Raw genomic sequence first — 20,460 nt, 5'->3', positions numbered from 1 at the left:
ACCGTGACCTTCGATAAAACCCGGTGTCATGGTTTTTCCCTGAAGATCGATCACACGGGTACTATCTCCTATGAACGCCTTTGCGGTGTCATTCGCTCCAACATAAAGTATTTTCCCTTGATATATGGCTACGGCAGATGCAACGGGTTGTTCTTTGTCTACCGTATAGATGTTCCCATTGAACATGACCATATCCGCCATCGTTCTCTCACCCGGTGCATCTGAATGATTGTTACACCCTGCCAGAACGAGCAGCATCAAAGAAAACGACATTAGTTTTTTCATTATCTGATCAGGATTAAATTAAATATGACATCAAATACGGCTACTTTCCGTACACCTTTTCTCCGCGCACATAGGTGGTGTGAACCTTTACCGATGGTATCCGGAGTTCAGGTACGGTCATGATATCCTCTTCCAGAATCACAAAGTCTGCACACTTTCCGGCCTCCAGACTTCCGAGGCGGTCATCATTAAAATTGGCGTAGGCAGCCCAGCAGGTCATGGCCCGCAGTGCCTCTTCGCGGGAAATGGCATCGTGAGCCAGAAATCCATCCGCCGGCCATCCGTTCACATCTTTTCTTGAAACACCGGCATAAAAACCCAGCAATGGATTGATGTCTTCCACAGGAAAATCGCTTCCATTGGCGATCAGGCCGCAGGTATCCAACAGTCGTTTGTAGGCGTAGGCGCATTCCAGTCGCCCGGTGCCAAGTTTATTTTCTACCCATCCCATATCCGAAGTGGCATGGGTGGTTTGCACGGACGGGATCACCGACAATGCAGCGAACCGGGGCAAATCATCCGGATGTAATACTTGTGCATGTTCGATGCGCCACCGCCTTTTGTTGGTTGATTTCAGGATCTGTTGGTACACGTCCAACACCTGACGATTGGCCGCATCACCGATGGCATGGGTGTTCATTTGAAAGCCACCTTCAAGGTTCAGTTGCGCTTCTTTGAGGAGTGCATCGGTCGTATGAATAAGCTGGCCACGCTGTCCGGGGGCATCGCAGTAGTCTTCCAGCATGGCGGCACCACCGGAACCGAGCGCACCGTCTGTAAAATATTTAAAGGATGTGGCGGTCAGCAGGTCTGTCGTCCAGGGTCCTTTTCTTTTGAAATACTCCCGGCTTTCACGGTCAGGTACGACCATGGCATAAAAGTTCGTTTTCAGTTTACCTTCCCGTTGAAGCTCATCCACCAGCAACAACTCGTCCAGGTGGGTGAGTGCATCACCCACGGAGGTCAGTCCCACCGCATGGGTTTGTGCTTGTGCCCGCAGCAACGCACTTGCATGATCACCTGGTGTATTTTCCGGCTTGGCATCCAGCACCCTGTCTATTGCCGCATCCAATAAAATTCCGGTGGTATCACCATCGGCAACATCCACCACACCGCCTTCAATAACGGTGTCTCTGGAAATTCCGGCAAGCTGAAGTGCGGCGGAATTCACCACAGCACAATGCCTGTCGATGCGCATCATCAGTACGGGACGATTAGGAAAATGCGCATCAAGCATGCGCTTATGCGGCAACACCGGATGGCTCCACTTCTGGTGATCCCAGCCGTGGCCTAATATCCACGGCTGGCCATTGGCTTGTTCCCGCAACCGTTGAACACAGGTCTCCATCGCATCGGCGCCGGTGAGGTCTACCTGATCAAGTTGAAGTCCATAGGGAAGAAAATGACAATGTGGATCTATAAAGCCCGGATAGACCGGCCGGCCTCCGACATCCAGTTCATCCTGGCATTCGAACAATCGGCGTGCCTCGTCTTCAACTCCAGTAAACACCACATGTCCATCCTTCACAACCATGGCCCCGGCCTTAGAAAAGCGCTGATCCACCGTATAGATTACGGCATGGTATACCAGCGGGTCGGCGCGGGTTTTATGAGGATGAATGTTCACAGGCGATCTATGTACGATGGATGGTTACAGCGTTGGCCTGAGCGGTAGGCATGAGGATCAGGTCGTTGATATTTGCGTGCGGAGGCAGCGTGGTTACGTAATAAATGCTTTCGGCAACATCTTCTGCTGTCAAGGGCTTGAAACCATTATAAACCTGATCTGCTTTGGCCTGATCCCCTTTGAACCGGACCACGGAGAACTCCGTCTCCACAGCTCCGGGATGAATGGCAGTCACGCGAATGCCATGCTTCACCGTATCGATGCGCATGCCCTGACTGATAGCATCGACGGCATGTTTTGTGCCGCAGTATACGTTGCCATTGGGGTAGACTTCCTTGCCAGCGATGGAACCAATATTGATCACGTGTCCTTTGCCATTTTCTATCATCAATGGCAGTACGTTCCGGGAAACGTAAAGCAATCCTTTGATGTTGGTATCAATCATCCGCTCCCAGTCATCCACCACCCCTTCCTGAATGGTATTCAGTCCTACTGCAAGTCCGGCGTTGTTCACAAGCACATCTATGTTGCGCCATATATCCGGTAAACTGCTGATGGCGTTTTCCACCTCCTTTTGATCGCGAACATCAAAAGTGAGGGGGAGTACTTTCAAATCATATGCCTTCTCAAGGTCATCGCAGAGCGTGCGCAGCCGATCCTCCCTGCGCCCGGTGATGATGAGGTTGTATCCGTTTTTTGCAAAGCAATGCGCAGCACCCATACCGATGCCTGACGTCGCACCGGTTATCAGAGCGATCCTGGTCATAATTAAAATCGATTTAAGAAACAGATTTGCGGAACTTTGCCACTATTTTCCGCTGATCAATGATAAGTAAAAATATCATCACCCAAAAGGGGAGGGCAGGAATTTTATATCGCACCAACGCCCCGATCACCGGCGTGGTCAAACCTATAACCGTGAAGAATATCAGAGAGAAAGACAAGCATAGCAACAGCATATTCCAACCCTCGCGACCAGGCCATGTGGCATACCGGCAGGCATATAGGATGATCAGTAACAACAGAATATTTTCCATTGCAGCCAGGAGGGTCAATGCCCCATCCGCACTCCATGGAAAAGGACGAAAAAGGGTCGTGAACAAAGCAGCGGGAGCCGCCTTCAGGAGGCCGGTAAATGAGGGCTCCAATTCTTCTGCAGAGATGGCACTTCCCGCATCCCAGTATTCCAGCATCTGAATAAAATCCTTTTGCTTGCCATGGATGGTGGCAATAAGATTATAGTTGTCAGACCATCTCCCCATGTTGGCCATCACACTGATCATGACCACATGCACCATCAGGTAAACCCATCCGGTCCGGACACGCGGCAACCACAGGCAAATGGCATAAGAAATCAAACCTGGCAACAATGCGATCAACACATAGACCTTGGTGATCACCATCAAGCCCAACATGACCAGTATGGTGAGAACACTTGCTACAGGACGCTTACCTGCGCGATAAGAATGCAGACCATAAAAAAGAAAGCCCATGGCAAACATGACCAGGCCTTCCTTTAACACACCCGACGACCAGAACAGCACGGAAGGTATCAATACCAGCACACCTGCGAGAAGTTTCTCCCTCCCCGCAAAAAAGGATTTAAATGAAGCGAACAAGGCGGCAAGCCCGGAAAGGGTCATAAAATTCATCAGCACATTGTGCACGTGATAATGTCCTTGTGACACCAGCATCATCAGGGCATTCAACCGGATCATGGTGCGGTTGTCGTTATATAAATTGTGGTTGAAATCCTTGTACCAGTTATTCATGGTGTTGTAGTAGATGTCAAACACCGGCCCGTCATTTCCGATTCCCGTGATGATCTTCAAATAATGAAGGGGATGATCGGGTATGGCTTGAAAGACCACCAGGGCATCATCGAAATACCGAAATATGTCACTGGTACATCGGTCGGTGTAGTACCAGGTGTATAGGGCCCACAACGCTATACCGGCACATACCTTCAGCAAAAACAACCCCTGCCATATGCGCGGTGTCAAGCCGCTGTCGCGAAACAATGGTATTCGTGGTAACAGCCATGTCAGTGCAAAAAGCCATGTTATGGTGAGGACAATGCCCATGTGCTAAAGGTATAGAAAGAATAGATGACGAGGAAGGCGGGTTCTACTTCAGAATGTAGATCTTATTTGGTGCGAATTCCTTAACGTAAAACCAATATTTGCGGGATTCCTCATTCATATTTTTCCAATAATCGCCATAACCGTATGGGAAATAACCGGAGTAGCCGTTAACTGTTTTCAAACCATATGTTTGGGCAGCCAGCATGGCATCAATATGGTAAAAAACCTTAACTGTACCTGTATCAGTCGGCTCATATGAGAACAGCGCTCCGGGCGGTAAATCTTTTAGTTTTTGTTCTACATAAGCTATGGCTTCCTGAGATTTTATCTTGGATTGGCGGTACGACTGTTCAGACCGGTAACTGTTGTCTAAGACCAGCAGTCCCAAGCATCCGATAAAAATCAGCCCGGACCATTTTGAATATCTGCGAAACAAAGGCCGCAGTACAAAGGAGGTTGCGATGGCAAAAAACAAAAGCTCAACATTGATGATCCTTGCCACCTGTCTTATAGAGGCAAATCCATCCAGACGTGACAGGTACATGTAAAGGGAAGCCGACCTTATTTTAACAAATAACACCATCATCAGAATTCCTGACCCGAACACCATTAGCAATAGCGGATCATTGGCATCGTCAGTTAGCCAGGTGCAGCGCCATTTTCTTACAAGGACCACTATTATCATTACCAAAATGCACATAGTGGCAATACCGCCGGCAAATATCTGATGGTGCCACCATGCTTCTTCCCGATCAACACCGAATTCGGTAAGCACTTTCCATATACTGCCTGAATGGGCAAAGAAATGCGATGTGATCGTTGGAACCGTGCTAAGGATTGTTTCATGTGAAGGCAAACTGGCTAAATCCATCTGTCTGGCATAAATATTTAGAAGCGGATACAGCATCAACACATTGATGAGCAAAGCCAATACCATCTGCTTCATCCAATTTTTACTGTGCGCTTTTTCCAGCAGAACACGTCGGTATTTGATAATCATCCACAGGTATAAAATCGTCATGGGAATGATCAATAGCAAGCCCAGATACATGCCACAATAAAACTCATAAACTACAAACCCAAGTGCCAATGCAAAATAGACGGGCTGATATCTTCTCATAAAGAGCATAGACATCCAAAAGGCTAATGGAATGGGGAACCGGGAGAAAGTCTGGATGTGGCTCATTTGAGATTGTAGCGCAATGGAGTAGGCAAACACCAATGCACCCAACACCGCTGCCTTTGCATTACGGGTCCAATAGAACAGGAAGAGGTAACATGCGGTAAAATTCAGTGCCGATAATAAATGAAACCAACACTGAAAAGATGTATGCCGATCCAGCCCCAACATTCTGAAGAGACCATAAAAAGGAGAGGCACCCAAAAGATTGTCGGCATAGGCGATAACGTGCGGCTCAGGATACATAAATGGCGCATCCCAATAATCTTTGACCCAGCCGCGAAAAAAAAGTGTCGCATGTTCAACCAGGTACATGTTGAAACGTGCATCGCCAAAGTCTCCCGGAAAATAGGCAAAGTCCCTCCCTGTAACCGGAAGTCCCAAAAAATAAAAACCGGCCAACAGACCCACGACAAAGGGCCAATGGGTGCAGGCGAAGCAAGAGATGCGGTTCATTTGTGGTCCATTCGAATTAGTGTCTCCGCGTTTCGGTCTTTGCAAATTAGAAAATATCCTGTAATACAGATTAAGTTGATTCGCATGGCTCACACGCTGGTCCGTACACCGGGAGGCAGAGGGTAGATGTTGGACGGAAGACAATAGACATTAATCAACTCCCGGATAAGTCATCGGTTGCCCCGAAGCTAACGACATACAGCCTCAAACTTTAAACCTCAAACTTTAAACCCCAAACCTCAAACTTTCTCTATCTTTGCGCTTCATTCAAACAGATATGGAACACACCACCGAACAGCAGACGGAAGCAAACCTGGAGATTGCCAAAAAACTTGGCCTCCTGCCCGAAGAATATGATCGCATCTGTGAAATCCTGGGCCGCAGTCCGAATTTTACCGAATTGAGCATATTTTCCGTGATGTGGTCAGAACACTGTTCGTATAAGAATTCCATCACCTGGTTGAAGACCCTGCCGAAAAAAGGACCGCATATGCTTGCGGAAGCCGGTGAGGAAAATGCGGGACTTGTTGATATCGGAGACGGACAAGCATGTGCCTTCAAGATCGAATCCCATAACCACCCTTCCGCCATCGAACCATACCAGGGAGCGGCAACCGGCGTGGGTGGCATCAACCGGGATATCTTTACGATGGGTGCACGCCCCATTGCACAACTGAACTCATTGCGCTTCGGTAACCCCGAACTGGACCGCACAAAATGGTTGGTGAAAGGTGTGGTGAAAGGCATCGGTGACTACGGCAACTCTTTCGGTATCCCTACCGTTGGCGGAGAGGTTTATTTTGATGAATGTTACAATACCAACCCGCTGGTTAATGCCATGTCTGCAGGAATCGTCAATGTCAATGAAACGGTTTCGGCAACATCGGAGGGCGTGGGCAACCCGGTTTTCATTGTAGGTTCCGCCACAGGAAAGGATGGTATCCATGGTGCCACATTCGCTTCCGAGGATATTACCGAAGCATCCACTGAGAAAATTCCCGCTGTACAGGTAGGTGACCCCTTCCAGGAAAAGTTACTGCTGGAGGCCAGTATGGAAGTGATCCAAACCGGTGCTGTTGTAGGTATGCAGGACATGGGTGCCGCCGGCATCACATGCTCTACTTCAGAAATGTCTGCCAAAGGAGAGCACGGCATGGTCATCTATCTCGACAAAGTACCTACGCGACAAGACCACATGAAGCCGTTTGAGATTCTGCTTTCCGAATCCCAGGAACGTATGCTGATCGTTGTAAAGAAGGGCCGTGAAGCTGATGTACAGGCTGTGTTCGATAAATGGGATCTGAACTGTACACAGATCGGAGAAGTCACCGAGGGTGGTCGTCTGCAATATTATATGGAAGGCGAACTGGTGGCGGACGTGCCTGCTCATGACCTGGTACTCGGCGGCGGCGCACCCGTCTATGAACGTGAATACAAAGAGCCGGCTTACTACAGCGAAACAAAGAAATTCAATATCTCACAGATAGAAACACCTTCAGATCTTAAATCTGTTGCGGATTCCCTCATCTCCCATCCGAATATCGCTTCCAGGAAGTGGGTGTATAAGCAATACGACAGCATGGTGGGTACCGTGAACATGAGCACCAACCATCCATCAGATGCGGCTATCGTAAACATCAAAGGAAAAGATAAAGCCCTGGCCCTGACGGTGGACTGCAACAGTCGTTATGTACACGCCGATCCCGAAGAAGGATGTGCCATTGCGGTGGCAGAGGCCGCCAGAAACATCGTATGCTCCGGAGGAGAACCCAGTGCCATCACCAACTGCCTGAACTTTGGCAATCCATATGTTCCGGAAGTATACTGGCAATTTGTCCATGCGATCAAGGGCATGGGCAAAGCCTGTTTGAAATTCCAGACACCGGTGACCGGCGGGAATGTCAGCTTCTATAATCAGTCCAACATCCAGGGAAAGGTGGAGCCCGTGTTCCCCACACCCACCATTGGCATGCTGGGCATTGTGAAAAGCAAAGCACATCAAACCCCTATGGGATTCCAGAATGAGGGGGATGTCATTTACCTGCTTGGTCATGAAAAGAACGACATCAACTCATCGGAATATTTGTACTCCTGGCATAAAGTAAAGCTATCTCCCACCCCCTATTTCAACCTGGATGAAGAATACCTGCTTCAGCAAACCCTGATCAGCAGTATTCGGAAAGGGCACATCAGGTCTGCCCACGATTGCTCGGATGGTGGACTGTATGTTACGCTGGCAGAATGCGCCATGGTAAACGGCCTTGGAGCGGAGATCAGCACCAACGACGCCATTCGTAAGGATGCCTGCCTCTTCGGTGAAGCACAAAGCCGGGCAGTGGTTAGCATAGACCCAGGTCAGGAGCAAAAAGCAACGGATCACTGGAAAGAAGCCGGACTAAACTTCAGGAAACTGGGTGTAGTAACAGGCAAAGCTCTGTTGATCGACGGTGAATCATACGGTTCGGTTGATGCCATTCGTGAGAAGTATGACAATGCCCTGGGCAACCTGTTGAAAGGCGCTGCAGGTAATTAGTCACTCTTCCATCACCACCACTTCCACACGGCGGTTCATGATGTTGGCCGCTTCTGTGAATCCCCTGACCAAAGGCCGTGTATTCCCATAGCCCTTGCAGTACATCCGATCTTCATTTATACCGTGTTTTGAAAGATATTTAAAGACCATCTTTGCGCGCGCAACAGACAAGTTATAATCGTTGGCGCAGCATACGTGTCCTTCGATAAGTATCTTCACGGTGGGGTGTTTCTTCATGAACCGCACCAATTCTTTGAGGGTAGGTTCGGACTCGGGCAGCGGAATGGCCTGTCCACCGACAAAATTCACATTCTTCAGTTTCAGGCGTTGGCCTGCCTTTACCTCTGCATCTTCGGAAAACACCAGGGGTCCGGTCGTTTCGGGCTCGGGCACTTCTTCCAGAACCTCTTTCACCGTATCAGGCGGCGTTGTCACCACAACCGGTGGTCGCCGGATAAAGATGACTTCTGCCCTTCGGTTCTGCGCTTTCCCCTGATCCGTTCCATTATCGGCAACAGGCATAAGCTCCCCTTTTCCATCGGTCATGATTGGAACAGTGACACCAAGGTCCTTCAATACCTGGCTAATAGATGTTGCCCTTCTTATGGACAACTCCATGTTTGAATTCATACTGCCTATGCTATCACAATATCCGACGATCTTCACAGTAACAATATCCGCTGGATCGGCCTTCCCCCATGCCACCTCCACACGATGCCTGGCTTCCGCTCCAGGATTTGCATCTCCCGATTCAAAGTATAGCGTAAGATCTGGGGATTGGCCGAACATCATACCAACAGAGCATAGCAGCATCCACACCATCATCCATTTCATCATACATTCCGATTTAATCCAAATCATTCAATAAAAAAAACTATTGCATGACGCATAAGAAAATCATAAGATACCGATTGTTTGCTTTGGAATAGGTTCTTGATTTTCTAGTGCGGGATAACCCCAGCTAATACATATAGTTCAGCGCGAAAAGCGCTTCCTAATGCATAATCTGGGTTAAACATCCGTCAACATAACGATCCCCACTCCCCAAAGTAACAGCGGCTCCAGCAGTCCTGCCTACTGCCTACTGCCTACTAACTACTAACTACTTCGGCGCTATCCTCAACAGGAACATGGCGAAAATCCCGAAAAGAAGGTTAGGAATCCATACAGCAATAAAGGGAGGCATACCGCCCTGAATGGCAAAGGTTGTGAAGACCTGCATGAATAAGATATAAGCGAAGCTGATCACCAATCCGAGCAGGATATGCAGACCCAGGCCTCCCCGGGTTTTCCGGCTTGCAATGGCCACGGCGATCACCGTGAGAATAAAGGTGGCGAAGGGAAATACCTCACGCTTGTATTTCTCCACAAGGGAATACTCTATGAGCGTTGAACCCCGCATCTTTTCTTCCTTGATATAGAGATCAAGCGCCTCATAGTCCATGGTCTCCACGTTGTTCTCGCGCCTCTTGAAATCAACCGGATACAAATTCAATACCGTATCCATCTTGTGTCCACGTGAGAGCACCTCCCCGTTTTCAGTGAACTGCCGTAACCGGTAATTCTCAAGGCTCCAGAATTTCCCGATCGAATCCCACCGGGCAAAATCAGCCAGGAGTTTATATTCCAGCCGACCATCCTCAATCACCTCCAGGGAGAACTTATAGCCCACATCTACCTGGTTATTGTAACTCTCAAAAAACACGAAATGTCCTGGCTCAATCTGCCGGTGAATGTTGCGGTAATTAAATCGGTAAGGGTTCAGGATGTACCGGTCTTCAAACGCCAGGCGCTTGGCATTGGACGGTGGGATCACCCAGTTATTCAATACAAAAGACGTGGATGCGATGACCAGACTGGCCAGCATGTACGGATAAAGAAGGCGACCAAAACCTACCCCGCTACTCAAAATGGCCACGATCTCCGTGTTACTGGCCATGCGTGATGTGAAATAGATGACGGCAATGAATGTGAAAAGCGGACTGAACAGATTGGCAAAATAAGGGATGAAGTTGAGGTAGTAATCCAGTATGATCTCATCGATCGGGGCTTGCTTTTCAATAAAGTCATCCACCTTTTCAGTGATATCAAAAACAACGGCAATAAGAATGATCAGGGTGATCGAGAAAATGAACGTCCCCAGAAACTTACCGATAATATATCTGTCAATGATCTTCACGGATCAAAGATACAAATGTGGATGAGGCGTGAAATCTTTCTTCATAACCAAGCATTTCTGACCTTATTTACAATGCAATTCTGAAGAACAGAACAGCCATAAGGGAATGGGTTTTCGACGCTTAATCACTAATATTGTGCCATGAACAGTCAAACCAAATAAAGAGGATGAAGCAATTTCTGAAATTCACATTGGCGTCCGTAGTGGGAATCTCTATTGTCATAGGCTTGATGTTCCTCGTGTTTATTGGCATTGTTGCCACCTTAGGTCAGAAAGAAGCGGTACACCTGGAAGATCCGTCAGTCCTGCACCTCACCCTTCCATATCCCATCCATGACCGGGGTTCAAATAATCCCTTCGACAGGATCGGAATAAACGGACTTCCCCAGGGAGAGATATATGGTTTACATGATATCATTCGCGCTATCAAGTATGCCGGAGAAGATGAGAAGATCAAAGGAATTTACCTGGATGTTTCATTGCTGCAAGCCGGGATGGCATCTGTGGAAGAACTCCGGAATGCCCTGATCAATTTCAAGGCCACCGGCAAATTCATTGTAGGTTATAGTGAGATCTATACGCAGAAATCTTATTACCTGGCTTCAGTGGCCAATGACCTGTTTCTGAATCCCGCCGGTGTCATCGAGTTCAAAGGGCTGAGTGCGCAGGTGCAATTCTACAAAAGAGCGCTTGAAAAGTTGGGCGTGGATATTCAGGTGATCCGCCATGGACAGTTCAAAAGTGCTGTTGAACCGTTCATGCTGGACAGCATGAGCCCCGCCAACCGGGAGCAGAATTATGTGCTCGTACACTCCATCTGGGAACAGCTCACCGGTGATATTTCTATGAGCCGCGACATCCCCGCCGGTACGCTTAATAATATTGCAGACTCCATATTGATCCGTCGCCCTGACGATGCACTCAAACACCACCTTGTGGATGATCTGCTGTATGAAGATCAGGTGATGGATGTACTCAAGGAAAACTGCGGACTGGATGAAGACGGCACACTATATCTCGTTTCCCTCGATCGTTTCCTGAAAGCGCCGGGACATATACAAACACCACGCCCGAAAGATAAGATCGCGGTGATCTATGCCATGGGCACCATTCAGGGAGGGAAGGCTTACGACGCTGAGACCATGGGATCAGCCAAGATGGCTTCAACCATTCGAAGCGCGCGCAAAGACCCATCGGTCAAAGCAATTGTGCTGCGCATCAACTCACCAGGAGGAAGCGCCCTGGCATCAGATGTCATATGGCGTGAACTCGTGCTGGCACGCATTGAGAAACCCCTTGTGGTTTCCATGGGAGACGTGGCCGCTTCAGGAGGGTACTATATCGCATGTGCCGCCGATACGATCGTTGCCAGTCCGTTTACCATCACAGGTTCCATCGGTGTATTCGGCATCCTGCCCAACCTTCGCCAGTTGATGGAGGAGAAACTCGGTATCGACTTTGACACGGTGAACACCAATCCGTATGCGGATTTCGGCAATATTTCCCGACCGTTGTACTACCGTGAACGACAAGCCATACAGGATATGGTTGAGTTCATTTATGATGATTTCCTTGAAAAAGTGTCGGACGGAAGAGGCATTAAAAAAGCACTGGTGGACAGCATCGGACAGGGTCGTGTTTGGAGTGGTTCAAGCGCAAGGAAGATAGGCCTGGTGGATATGTTCGGAGACCTGGACATGGCCGTCGAGGTCGCTGCGGATATGGCCAAGCTGGAGTCATATCGCATCGTGGATCTTCCGGAACAAAAAGAGTTTTTGGAAAAACTGATGGAAGACTGGTCGGGAAGTATGACCCAATACTCCCTGGAACAACAGCTAGGCCCGCTCAGCAAACATGTAAAGACCATTGATTTTCTGAAAAACACCAAAGGTGTGCAAGCATTGATCCCTTACAACATCGACATCGAGTAAACCTATGCCTTCAAACAAAGAGATCGCTGCGGATTTTCACCTGCTGGGTAAACTGTCGGACCTGCACGGAGAAAATCCATTCAAAGGTAAATCATACGCCAACGCCGCCTTCCGCATCGAACGATTGGAACAACCACTCGATGCGCTGACGCCGGAACGTATTTCATCCATTGATGGTATCGGACCGGCCATTGCGGAAAAGATCGCCGTGGTGCTGAAAGGTGAAGAGATTCCCGCCCTGACAAAGTTGCTCGAAAAAACTCCGGAAGGAATACTGGATATCATGCAGATCAAGGGTCTGGGACCAAAAAAAGTGCGTACAATCTGGCATGATCTCAACATAGAAAGTGTTGGAGAATTACTGTATGCATGTTATGAAAACAGACTTACAAGCCTGAAGGGCTTCGGAGCAAAGACACAGGACCAGGTGATCCGCTCCATCGAGTTCATGCAACAGAACAGGAACAAGTTCCACTATGCCACCGCCGAGGCCGTATTTGAATTGGTAAAAGAACAGCTGGAGCAAACCGGACTCACCCAGAAGATAGATATGACCGGACCGCTGAGACGAAGGTGTGAAGTGGTCACAGCAGTTGACCTTCTGGTTTCAACAGATGATGAAGGTACATTGCGCAGTCGCCTTCTCACATTATTTCCTGACATTTCTACGGAAAGTCCGTTTTCATTTACCGGACCGGGTGGTGTTCCCGTTCAACTGCATCTTGCTTCATCCGAAGATTGGGTGCATGAATTATTTATCTCCACCGGTCCGGATGAACACACCGCTAAGTTCACCCCCGACAAAAACGTTCCATCGGAGGAAGACATTTATACGATTGCCGGAAGTCCATACGTGGTGCCGGAACTGAGAGACCTGGATCCACAGTTCCCTCCAGCACCGGATGACCTGCTTAAAGTTAAAGACCTGAAGGGCATCCTGCACGTACATTCCACTTACAGCGACGGTCTTCATACCCTGGAGGAAATGGCCACCAGGTGCAAAGAACTGGGCTATGAATACCTGGGCATATGCGACCATTCACAGTCTGCATTTTATGCCAATGGCCTCAAGGCCGACCGCATTAAAAAGCAACACGAAGAGATCGAACGGTTGAATGAAAAACTCTCACCGTTTGTTATTTTCAAAGGCATAGAATCCGACATCCTGAACGATGGTTCGCTGGACTATGAAGATGCCGTATTGGAAAGCTTTGACTTTATCGTGGCCAGCGTGCATTCCAATCTGAAAATGGATAAGGAAAAAGCAACACGGCGAGTACTGAATGCCGTATGCAATCCACACACCACCATACTGGGACACATGACCGGTCGCTTGTTGCTATCGCGCGAAGGATACCCGCTGGACCACGAACAGATCATAGAAGCATGCCGCGATCATGGTGTGGTTATTGAACTGAATGCACACCCATACCGGCTGGACATCGATTGGCGATGGATTCCACGGTGCATCGAAGCAGGGGTTAAAATATCCGTGAATCCGGATGCACACCAGATGGATGGCCTCACCGACGTGCGATATGGTTGCCTGGCCGGACGCAAAGGTGGACTACTCAGAAGCATGACCTTCAACACACAATCTGCAGAGGAGGTAGGTGCTTTTTTTAAAGGCCGTCATTGAGGGCATTCATTCCGGCAGACTGGACTATCCCCTTTTTCTTTTCTATATTAGCGAACCACACCGCACAACATGGCGCTGATCAATTCCTTCATATCCTGGCTCATGAAAAAGAGGATCCACCAGATCGAACTTTTCATGAAGTATCCGAACGAAGTTCAGAAGGAACTTTTCAAAAAACTGATATACACCGCCAGCTTCACCGAATGGGGTAAAAAGTACAACTACCGAAGCATAGAGACCCCCGAAGAATTCCGCCAGCGCGTGCCTGTCCAGGATTATGAAAGCCTGAAACCATACATCAAGCGAGTGATGAATGGCGAGCAACAAGTTCTATGGCCTACGGAAATCAAATGGTTTGCCAAGTCATCAGGAACGACACAAGACAAATCCAAGTTTATTCCGGTAACCACGGAGTCGCTGGAAGAGTGCCATTTCAAAGGTGGCAAGGATATGTTGTCGCTTTACTTCAACAACCACCCGGATGCGCGTTTGTTCACAGGAAAATCACTGGCCCTGGGAGGTAGTCATCAGATCAACCAGTTCAGCAATGAATCATATTACGGCGACCTTTCCGCGATCATCATTCAGAACTTGCCGTTCTGGGCGGAGTTCTCCCGCATCCCGCATAAGGCCATTGCCCTGATGGATCAATGGGAGCAAAAGATCGAGAAGATGGCCACTGCCACCATACACGAAAATGTAACAAGCATATCCGGCGTGCCTTCCTGGACACTTGTGCTGATCCAGCACATCCTGGAGAAGACCGGAAAAAAAGATATCCGTGACATATGGCCTAATCTGGAAGTTTTCTTCCATGGAGGTGTGAGTTTCACCCCGTATCGTGATCAATTTTCAAAACTGATCTCAGGTAAGCTGTGTTACATGGAAACCTATAACGCTTCCGAAGGTTACTTCGGCATTCAGGATACCACCGGCTCAGATGACCTGTTGCTCATGTTGGACTATGGCATCTACTATGAGTTTTTACCCGCAAACCGGGTGAACGATCCGTCCGCTCCGGTGATCGGCTTGGATGAAGTGGAAACGGGTGTAAACTATGCCCTGGTGATCAGCACCAATGGCGGACTGTGGCGATACCTGATCGGAGATACGGTGGTGTTTACATCAACCAATCCATACCGCATCCGCATTACCGGAAGAACAAAAAGTTTCATCAACGCGTTTGGAGAAGAACTCATCATTGACAATGCAGAACAGGCATTGGCGATCGCATCCGAAAAAACCAATGCAGAAATTCAGGAATACACAGCCGGTCCGGTTTATTTTGAGAACGGCCAGGCAGGCGGACACGAATGGCTGATCGAATTCAAGCAGGCACCGGACAGCCTGGCCTACTTTACAGAGGTATTGGACAATGCCCTGAAAAGCCTTAATTCCGATTACGAAGCCAAACGGTTTGGTGATCTTGCCTTGCAAAAACCATTGGTCCACACGATGCCGGCCGGCTCATTCTACAACTGGATGAAAGGCCGCGGAAAACTCGGCGGTCAAAACAAGGTTCCCCGGCTTTCCAACGACCGCCGGTTCATAGATGACATACTGAGTAAAAATGAACCCGGCCAACAGCGACCGGCGATCTGATCTACATGATGTCTTTTTCTACCCTGGTCTTCACCTTGTCGGCACTCCTGTCACAGGACACACTCTCCCTGACCGCGGAGCAACAAGTCACCCAAATCCGGGGCGAACATATTTTCGCAGATCACATGGGATCTGTTTATGTGGTGCACGGTGAAGAAGTAAAACGTTTTCGGATGAATGCACCGGATCAGGTCGCTACATTCAGCCAAAAAAACTCTGGCACACCGTCATTCCTGGATGTGACCAACCCACTCAAACCTTTGCTTTTCTATCCTGATTTTATGCAGGTGCAATTGCTGGACAGACAACTGGCGGCCATGGGACCACCCATTGCACTGGATCAGGCAGGCTACCCGCTTACACAACTCATCTGTACCTCCCACAACAACGGATATTGGATCTATGATCCGGAGAAACAAGCCATCGTCAGACTGGACAACGATTGGAAACCCACGGGACAAAGCGGAAGTTTACTGCAGCTCATGGAAAAAGCCCCGAAACCTTATTGGATACAACAAGCCAACAATAAGGTTTATCTGGGTGATCACAACAACGGTATCCTGGTTTTTGATATTTATGGAACGTGGCTTCACACCCTTCCGATACTGGCACCCGATCGGTTCAAAGTGGTAGGGGATGAACTGCATTATGTGGTGAATGGCATGTGGCACATCCATGACATGATCAGAAACACGGAAGTGAAATATGCGCTTCCCCATGAAGAAATATCCGATTTCACCATTGCGGGTGACAGGTTGTACATACTTGGTCCGAAAGGAATTTTTTCCTTTCGTGCTCAGCTACCTAAAAAATAATCAGGATGCCTTGAAATAGGCCTGATTTGGTGTACGGACCTAAGGGATAATTTGTATTTTAGACCATCATTAATTGACGCTTATGCACATTGCCGTAGCAGGAAACATCGGTTCCGGAAAAACCACACTCACCTCTCTCCTCTCCAAACACTATAAATGGGAAGCCCATTATGAGGATGCGGATGAAAATCCATACCTGAACAATTTCTACGATGATATGCAGCGCTGGTCATTCAATCTGCAGATTTACTTCCTCACCAACAGGTTCAGTAACATCCGCGACATTCATACCTCAGGGAAGAATGTGATCCAGGACCGCACGATCTATGAAGATGCACACATCTTCGCACCGAACCTTCACGCCATGGGTCTGATGACTACGCGGGATTTTGAAACATACGGACAACTTTTCCAGCTCATCGACGGACTGATCAGTCCACCCGACCTGCTGATTTACCTTCGCGCGTCCGTACCCACCCTGGTAAGTCAGATCCAGAAGCGTGGGCGGCCATACGAAGAAACCATCCGCCTGGACTACCTGAAACGCCTCAACGAAAGGTACGAAGCCTGGATCACATCCTATGACCGTGGCAAAATGATCACGGTAGATGTAGATGACAACAAGTTCCCCGAATCAAAGGAAGACCTGGGTAAGATCATCCAGCGTATCGATGGGGAAGTACACGGGTTGTTTGAGAAATAGTAGGTAGTACCTGGTAGATAGTAGTTAGTCACATCCCCAGAGGCTCCAAGAGATCCCCTGCCCGCGTTCGGCGAAGGTTGAACCTTCGTCGGGCTATCCTGTAACTTTCAGCTACTCCCTGAAAATGTCTCGGAAGCGTTTGGTGCATAGCTAATGGAAAACGGACAGTGGACATCAGACAGCGCTCACATCAGGCTAATGGTGGGCAACTTTAAATCTTAAACCTTTAACCAGTTCCGGTTGGCTACAAATGTCATTCTGAAAAACGGAAGCCAACCACGCAACGGAACAACCACAAACTAGAAACCAGAAACTTTAAACTTTCCGCCCGCGTTCGGCGAAGGTTGAACCTTCGTCGGGTTATTCTGTAGCTTTCAGCTACTCCCTGAAAATGCCCCGGAAGTGTTTGGTGTATAGCTAATAGAATACAGACAGTGGACATCAGACATCGCTCACATCAGGCTAATAGTGGGCAACTTTAAACCTTAAACCTTTAACCAGTTCCGGTTGGCAATAAATGTCATTCTGAAAAACGGAAGCCAACCACGCAGCGGAACAACCTCAAACCACCCACCTCCGCTAAAGCTTCAGCGGGCAATGCAAACTAGAAACCAGAAACTCTAAACCTTCTGTCCAATCATCCTGATCCTCACTTTCACCCCGTCATAGATAAATTTATCTGCAAGATCAGGAAAGAAAGATTTCGACTTATACTTGATGTCGAACTTGGTGCGGTCGAATTGGAATTCCGTTTCTGCGATGATGGTACCACCTTCTTTCTGCTGGATTGTAATGGGAAGCTCAACATCACTTTGCTGAATGCCCTTGATGGTCATAGCTGCATTAACACCGAATCTCAGATTATCATTGGTGGCTGCGCTTACGACTTCAAGTATTGCCGTGGGGTAATTTTCCACATAAAAAAAATCCTCGCCTTTCAGATGATCGACGAGGTCTTTGTTTTTTTCGGGGTCTGTGATGTCTTCACAGGTAATGGACTTCATGTCCAGTGTGAAGGTGCCTGCATGCGGCAGGCCGTCCTTCACTATAAGTGTCCCTTCTGCCAGCGGTACATTTCCGTGGTGTGATCCGGTGGGTTTGTTTCCCGTCCACTGAACAGACGCCTGCTCCGTGGAGAACATATAGCTTCCGTCCGGAAGGACCGGCATCTGGCTGCTTTGCTCCATATTATTCTCAATGGGTGCTGCGGACTCATTTGTATCAACAGACTTCAAATCCAATGCGATACTCGGTGCGATAACGAGGGCCACCACGGACATCAGCTTCAGAAGGATATTCAATGACGGGCCGGAAGTGTCTTTAAAAGGATCTCCAACGGTGTCACCAACTACAGCGGCTTTATGCGCTTCGGAACCTTTGTAGTGTTTCTCACCATTGATGTCCACACCTTCTTCAAACATTTTCTTGGCATTGTCCCAGGCACCACCTGCGTTGGACTGGAAGATGGCCATCAATACGCCGGAAACGGTTACACCAGCCAACAGACCGCCAAGCATTTCAGCACCACCCAGGAAACCGGTCGCTACAGGAGCGGCGATGGCCAGCAATCCGGGCACCACCATTTCTTTGATAGATGCTTTGGTAGAGATCGCCACACACTTGTCATATTCCGCAACACCATCCGCTGCGTGGAATGTTTTTTGATCCACTTCACTCCATTCGGAAACCTCCTTATCCTTATTTGCAGGACTGTTCATTACATTAAGCGCAGCTTTCAGGGCAGGGATATCACGGAACTGGCGACGTACCTCTTCGATCATGGCCATGGCAGCTCTACCAACAGCATTCATCGCCATGGCAGAGAAAACGAATGGCAACATTCCTCCGAGGAAAAGACCTGCCATTACGGTAGGTTGTGAGATGTCAATGGAAGTGATGTTCGCTTGTTGCATGAAGGCAGCAAACAGGGCCAGTGCGGTAAGCGCAGCCGAACCGATGGCAAATCCTTTACCGATGGCAGCGGTGGTATTACCCACAGCATCCAGTTTATCCGTGATCTTACGAACATCTTTGGGAAGTTCACTCATTTCAGCGATACCACCTGCATTATCGGAGATCGGTCCGTATGCATCAACGGCAAGCTGAATACCAGTGTTGGCCAACATACCCACGGCAGCAATGGCAATACCATAAAGTCCGGCGAACTGATATGACACCAGGATGGCTGCCGCAATAAGAATAACAGGAATAGCGGTAGACATCATACCCACACCTAATCCGGCGATGATGTTGGTGGCAGAACCTGTCACCGACTGACGCACGATGGATTTTACGGGTGGTGTACCGGTACCTGTATAATATTCAGTGATCTTTCCGATACCCAGTCCGGCCACCAGACCTGCAATGGTACTCAGAAACACACCCATGGAAGTATATACCGTTCCGCCTGTAGTCCAGGTTTCCGGCAACAATTTGTCGATAATAAAATAGGATGCGATGATCATCGCAATAGCAGATCCGAATTCACCAATGTTCAGTGCGGTATGCGGATTACCACCTTCCTTCACCTTCACAAAGAAAGTTCCGAGTATGGACATGATGATACCTACAGCTGCGAGCGCCATTGGCAGCAACACAGCTCCGAGACCATTAAACTGTCCGGCGAACTCCGGAATACCCACAAAGGCGGCACCCAATACCATGGTACCGATAATGGAACCGACATAGGATTCAAAAAGATCAGCACCCATACCGGCCACATCACCTACGTTGTCACCAACGTTGTCGGCAATGGTAGCAGGGTTCAACGGATGGTCCTCAGGGATACCGGCTTCAACCTTTCCGACGAGGTCCGCACCAACATCGGCAGCCTTGGTATAAATACCGCCGCCAACACGTGCAAACAGGGCAATGGAAGATGCCCCAAGTGAAAATCCTGCCAATACATTCAATACTTTACCAATCGAGTCGAAAGAAACACCCCAAAGCTCTGTATACAATAAGAAGAGGCCGCTCAAACCAAGCACACCCAGACCAACAACGCCCATGCCCATAACGGAACCACCTGCAAAAGCCACTTCCAGGGCCTTACCCAGGGAGGTACGTGCTGCATTGGTGGTACGTACATTGGCTTTGGTTGCCACACGCATACCCAGGTAACCTGCCAGGGCGGAACAAAGTGCACCCACCACAAACGACAATGCCACCAAAGGGTTGGAAGACTCACCTTCGCTCATGCCTTTAAAGGCCAGCAATATGGCAACACCTATCACAAAAATGCTGAGTATCTTGTACTCCGCTTTCAAAAATGCCATTGCACCTTTGGCAATGTTGGCGGCTATTCGAGCCATTCTTTCTCCGCCGACTTCCTGCTTGGATACCCAGGCGCTTTTCCAAATAACAAATAAGAGTGCTACTATACCGAATAGGGGCAAAATGAGCGACAACTTGTCCATAATTTAATTT

General features: G+C 48.7%; 14 protein-coding genes. 6 read left to right on the top strand and 8 right to left on the bottom strand.

Translation table 11 applies throughout. From position 1 onward, the window contains the following. The 5 genes from KDD36_05360 to KDD36_05340 all read right to left on the bottom strand — a co-directional run. Positions 1-285: amidohydrolase (locus KDD36_05360; protein MCB0396056.1), on the bottom strand; the 285-nt coding region annotated here is incomplete at its 3' end. Between the two features lie 40 nt (positions 286-325). Then, entirely contained in the window at positions 326-1,912 is a 1,587-nt protein-coding gene (locus KDD36_05355; GenBank protein ID MCB0396055.1) for an amidohydrolase, read from the bottom strand. A 7-nt stretch (positions 1,913-1,919) separates the two neighbouring features. After that, positions 1,920-2,678 carry an SDR family NAD(P)-dependent oxidoreductase gene (locus KDD36_05350; protein MCB0396054.1) on the bottom strand — a complete coding sequence of 253 codons (759 nt, stop codon included), beginning with the start codon at positions 2,676-2,678 and terminating at the stop codon, positions 1,920-1,922. Between the two features lie 13 nt (positions 2,679-2,691). Further along, complete coding sequence (locus tag KDD36_05345; protein ID MCB0396053.1) at positions 2,692-3,996, bottom strand: hypothetical protein; 1,305 nt, start codon at positions 3,994-3,996, stop codon at positions 2,692-2,694. 43 nt (positions 3,997-4,039) lie between these two features. Then, a complete protein-coding gene (locus tag KDD36_05340; GenBank protein MCB0396052.1) occupies positions 4,040-5,632 on the bottom strand; it encodes a hypothetical protein in 1,593 nt (530 codons plus the stop codon). 277 nt (positions 5,633-5,909) lie between these two features. On the opposite strand from KDD36_05340, the gene purL reads away from it, so the two are divergent. Next, positions 5,910-8,165 carry a phosphoribosylformylglycinamidine synthase subunit PurL gene (gene purL, locus KDD36_05335; GenBank protein MCB0396051.1) on the top strand — a complete coding sequence of 752 codons (2,256 nt, stop codon included), beginning with the start codon at positions 5,910-5,912 and terminating at the stop codon, positions 8,163-8,165. Here the strand turns inward: purL and KDD36_05330 are convergent, their stop codons facing one another. After that, positions 8,166-9,002: an OmpA family protein gene (locus KDD36_05330; protein MCB0396050.1), complete on the bottom strand. Its 837-nt coding sequence runs from the start codon at positions 9,000-9,002 to the stop codon at positions 8,166-8,168. Positions 9,003-9,267: 265 nt separating this feature from the next. Continuing rightward, positions 9,268-10,344, bottom strand: coding sequence for an LptF/LptG family permease (locus KDD36_05325; protein ID MCB0396049.1), 1,077 nt, complete (start codon positions 10,342-10,344; stop codon positions 9,268-9,270). Between the two features lie 167 nt (positions 10,345-10,511). Here KDD36_05325 and sppA point away from each other — a divergent pair, with 167 nt between their 5' ends. The 5 genes from sppA (at position 10,512) to KDD36_05300 (ending at position 17,034) form a co-directional block, all read left to right on the top strand. After that, positions 10,512-12,275, top strand: a complete 1,764-nt coding sequence (gene sppA / locus KDD36_05320; GenBank protein MCB0396048.1) for a signal peptide peptidase SppA — start codon at positions 10,512-10,514, stop codon at positions 12,273-12,275. Between the two features lie 4 nt (positions 12,276-12,279). Next, the gene (locus KDD36_05315; protein MCB0396047.1) at positions 12,280-13,914 is read left to right on the top strand and encodes a hypothetical protein; all 1,635 of its coding nucleotides are present in this window, start codon (positions 12,280-12,282) and stop codon (positions 13,912-13,914) included. Between the two features lie 69 nt (positions 13,915-13,983). After that, the gene (locus tag KDD36_05310) at positions 13,984-15,516 is read left to right on the top strand and encodes a GH3 auxin-responsive promoter family protein (protein MCB0396046.1); all 1,533 of its coding nucleotides are present in this window, start codon (positions 13,984-13,986) and stop codon (positions 15,514-15,516) included. Positions 15,517-15,521: 5 nt separating this feature from the next. Continuing rightward, positions 15,522-16,331, top strand: coding sequence for a hypothetical protein (locus tag KDD36_05305; GenBank protein ID MCB0396045.1), 810 nt, complete (start codon positions 15,522-15,524; stop codon positions 16,329-16,331). Between the two features lie 82 nt (positions 16,332-16,413). After that, entirely contained in the window at positions 16,414-17,034 is a 621-nt protein-coding gene (locus KDD36_05300; GenBank protein ID MCB0396044.1) for a deoxynucleoside kinase, read from the top strand. Positions 17,035-17,654: 620 nt separating this feature from the next. Here KDD36_05300 and KDD36_05295 read toward each other — a convergent pair. Next, positions 17,655-20,450, bottom strand: coding sequence for a sodium-translocating pyrophosphatase (locus tag KDD36_05295; protein ID MCB0396043.1), 2,796 nt, complete (start codon positions 20,448-20,450; stop codon positions 17,655-17,657). Positions 20,451-20,460 lie beyond the last annotated feature (10 nt).

This window comes from Flavobacteriales bacterium, assembly GCA_020435415.1.
Taxonomy (GTDB): Bacteria; Bacteroidota; Bacteroidia; order JACJYZ01; family JACJYZ01; genus JACJYZ01.
The sequence above is the reverse complement of the archived record's forward strand: the minus strand, read 5'-3'. Positions and strand labels throughout refer to the sequence as shown.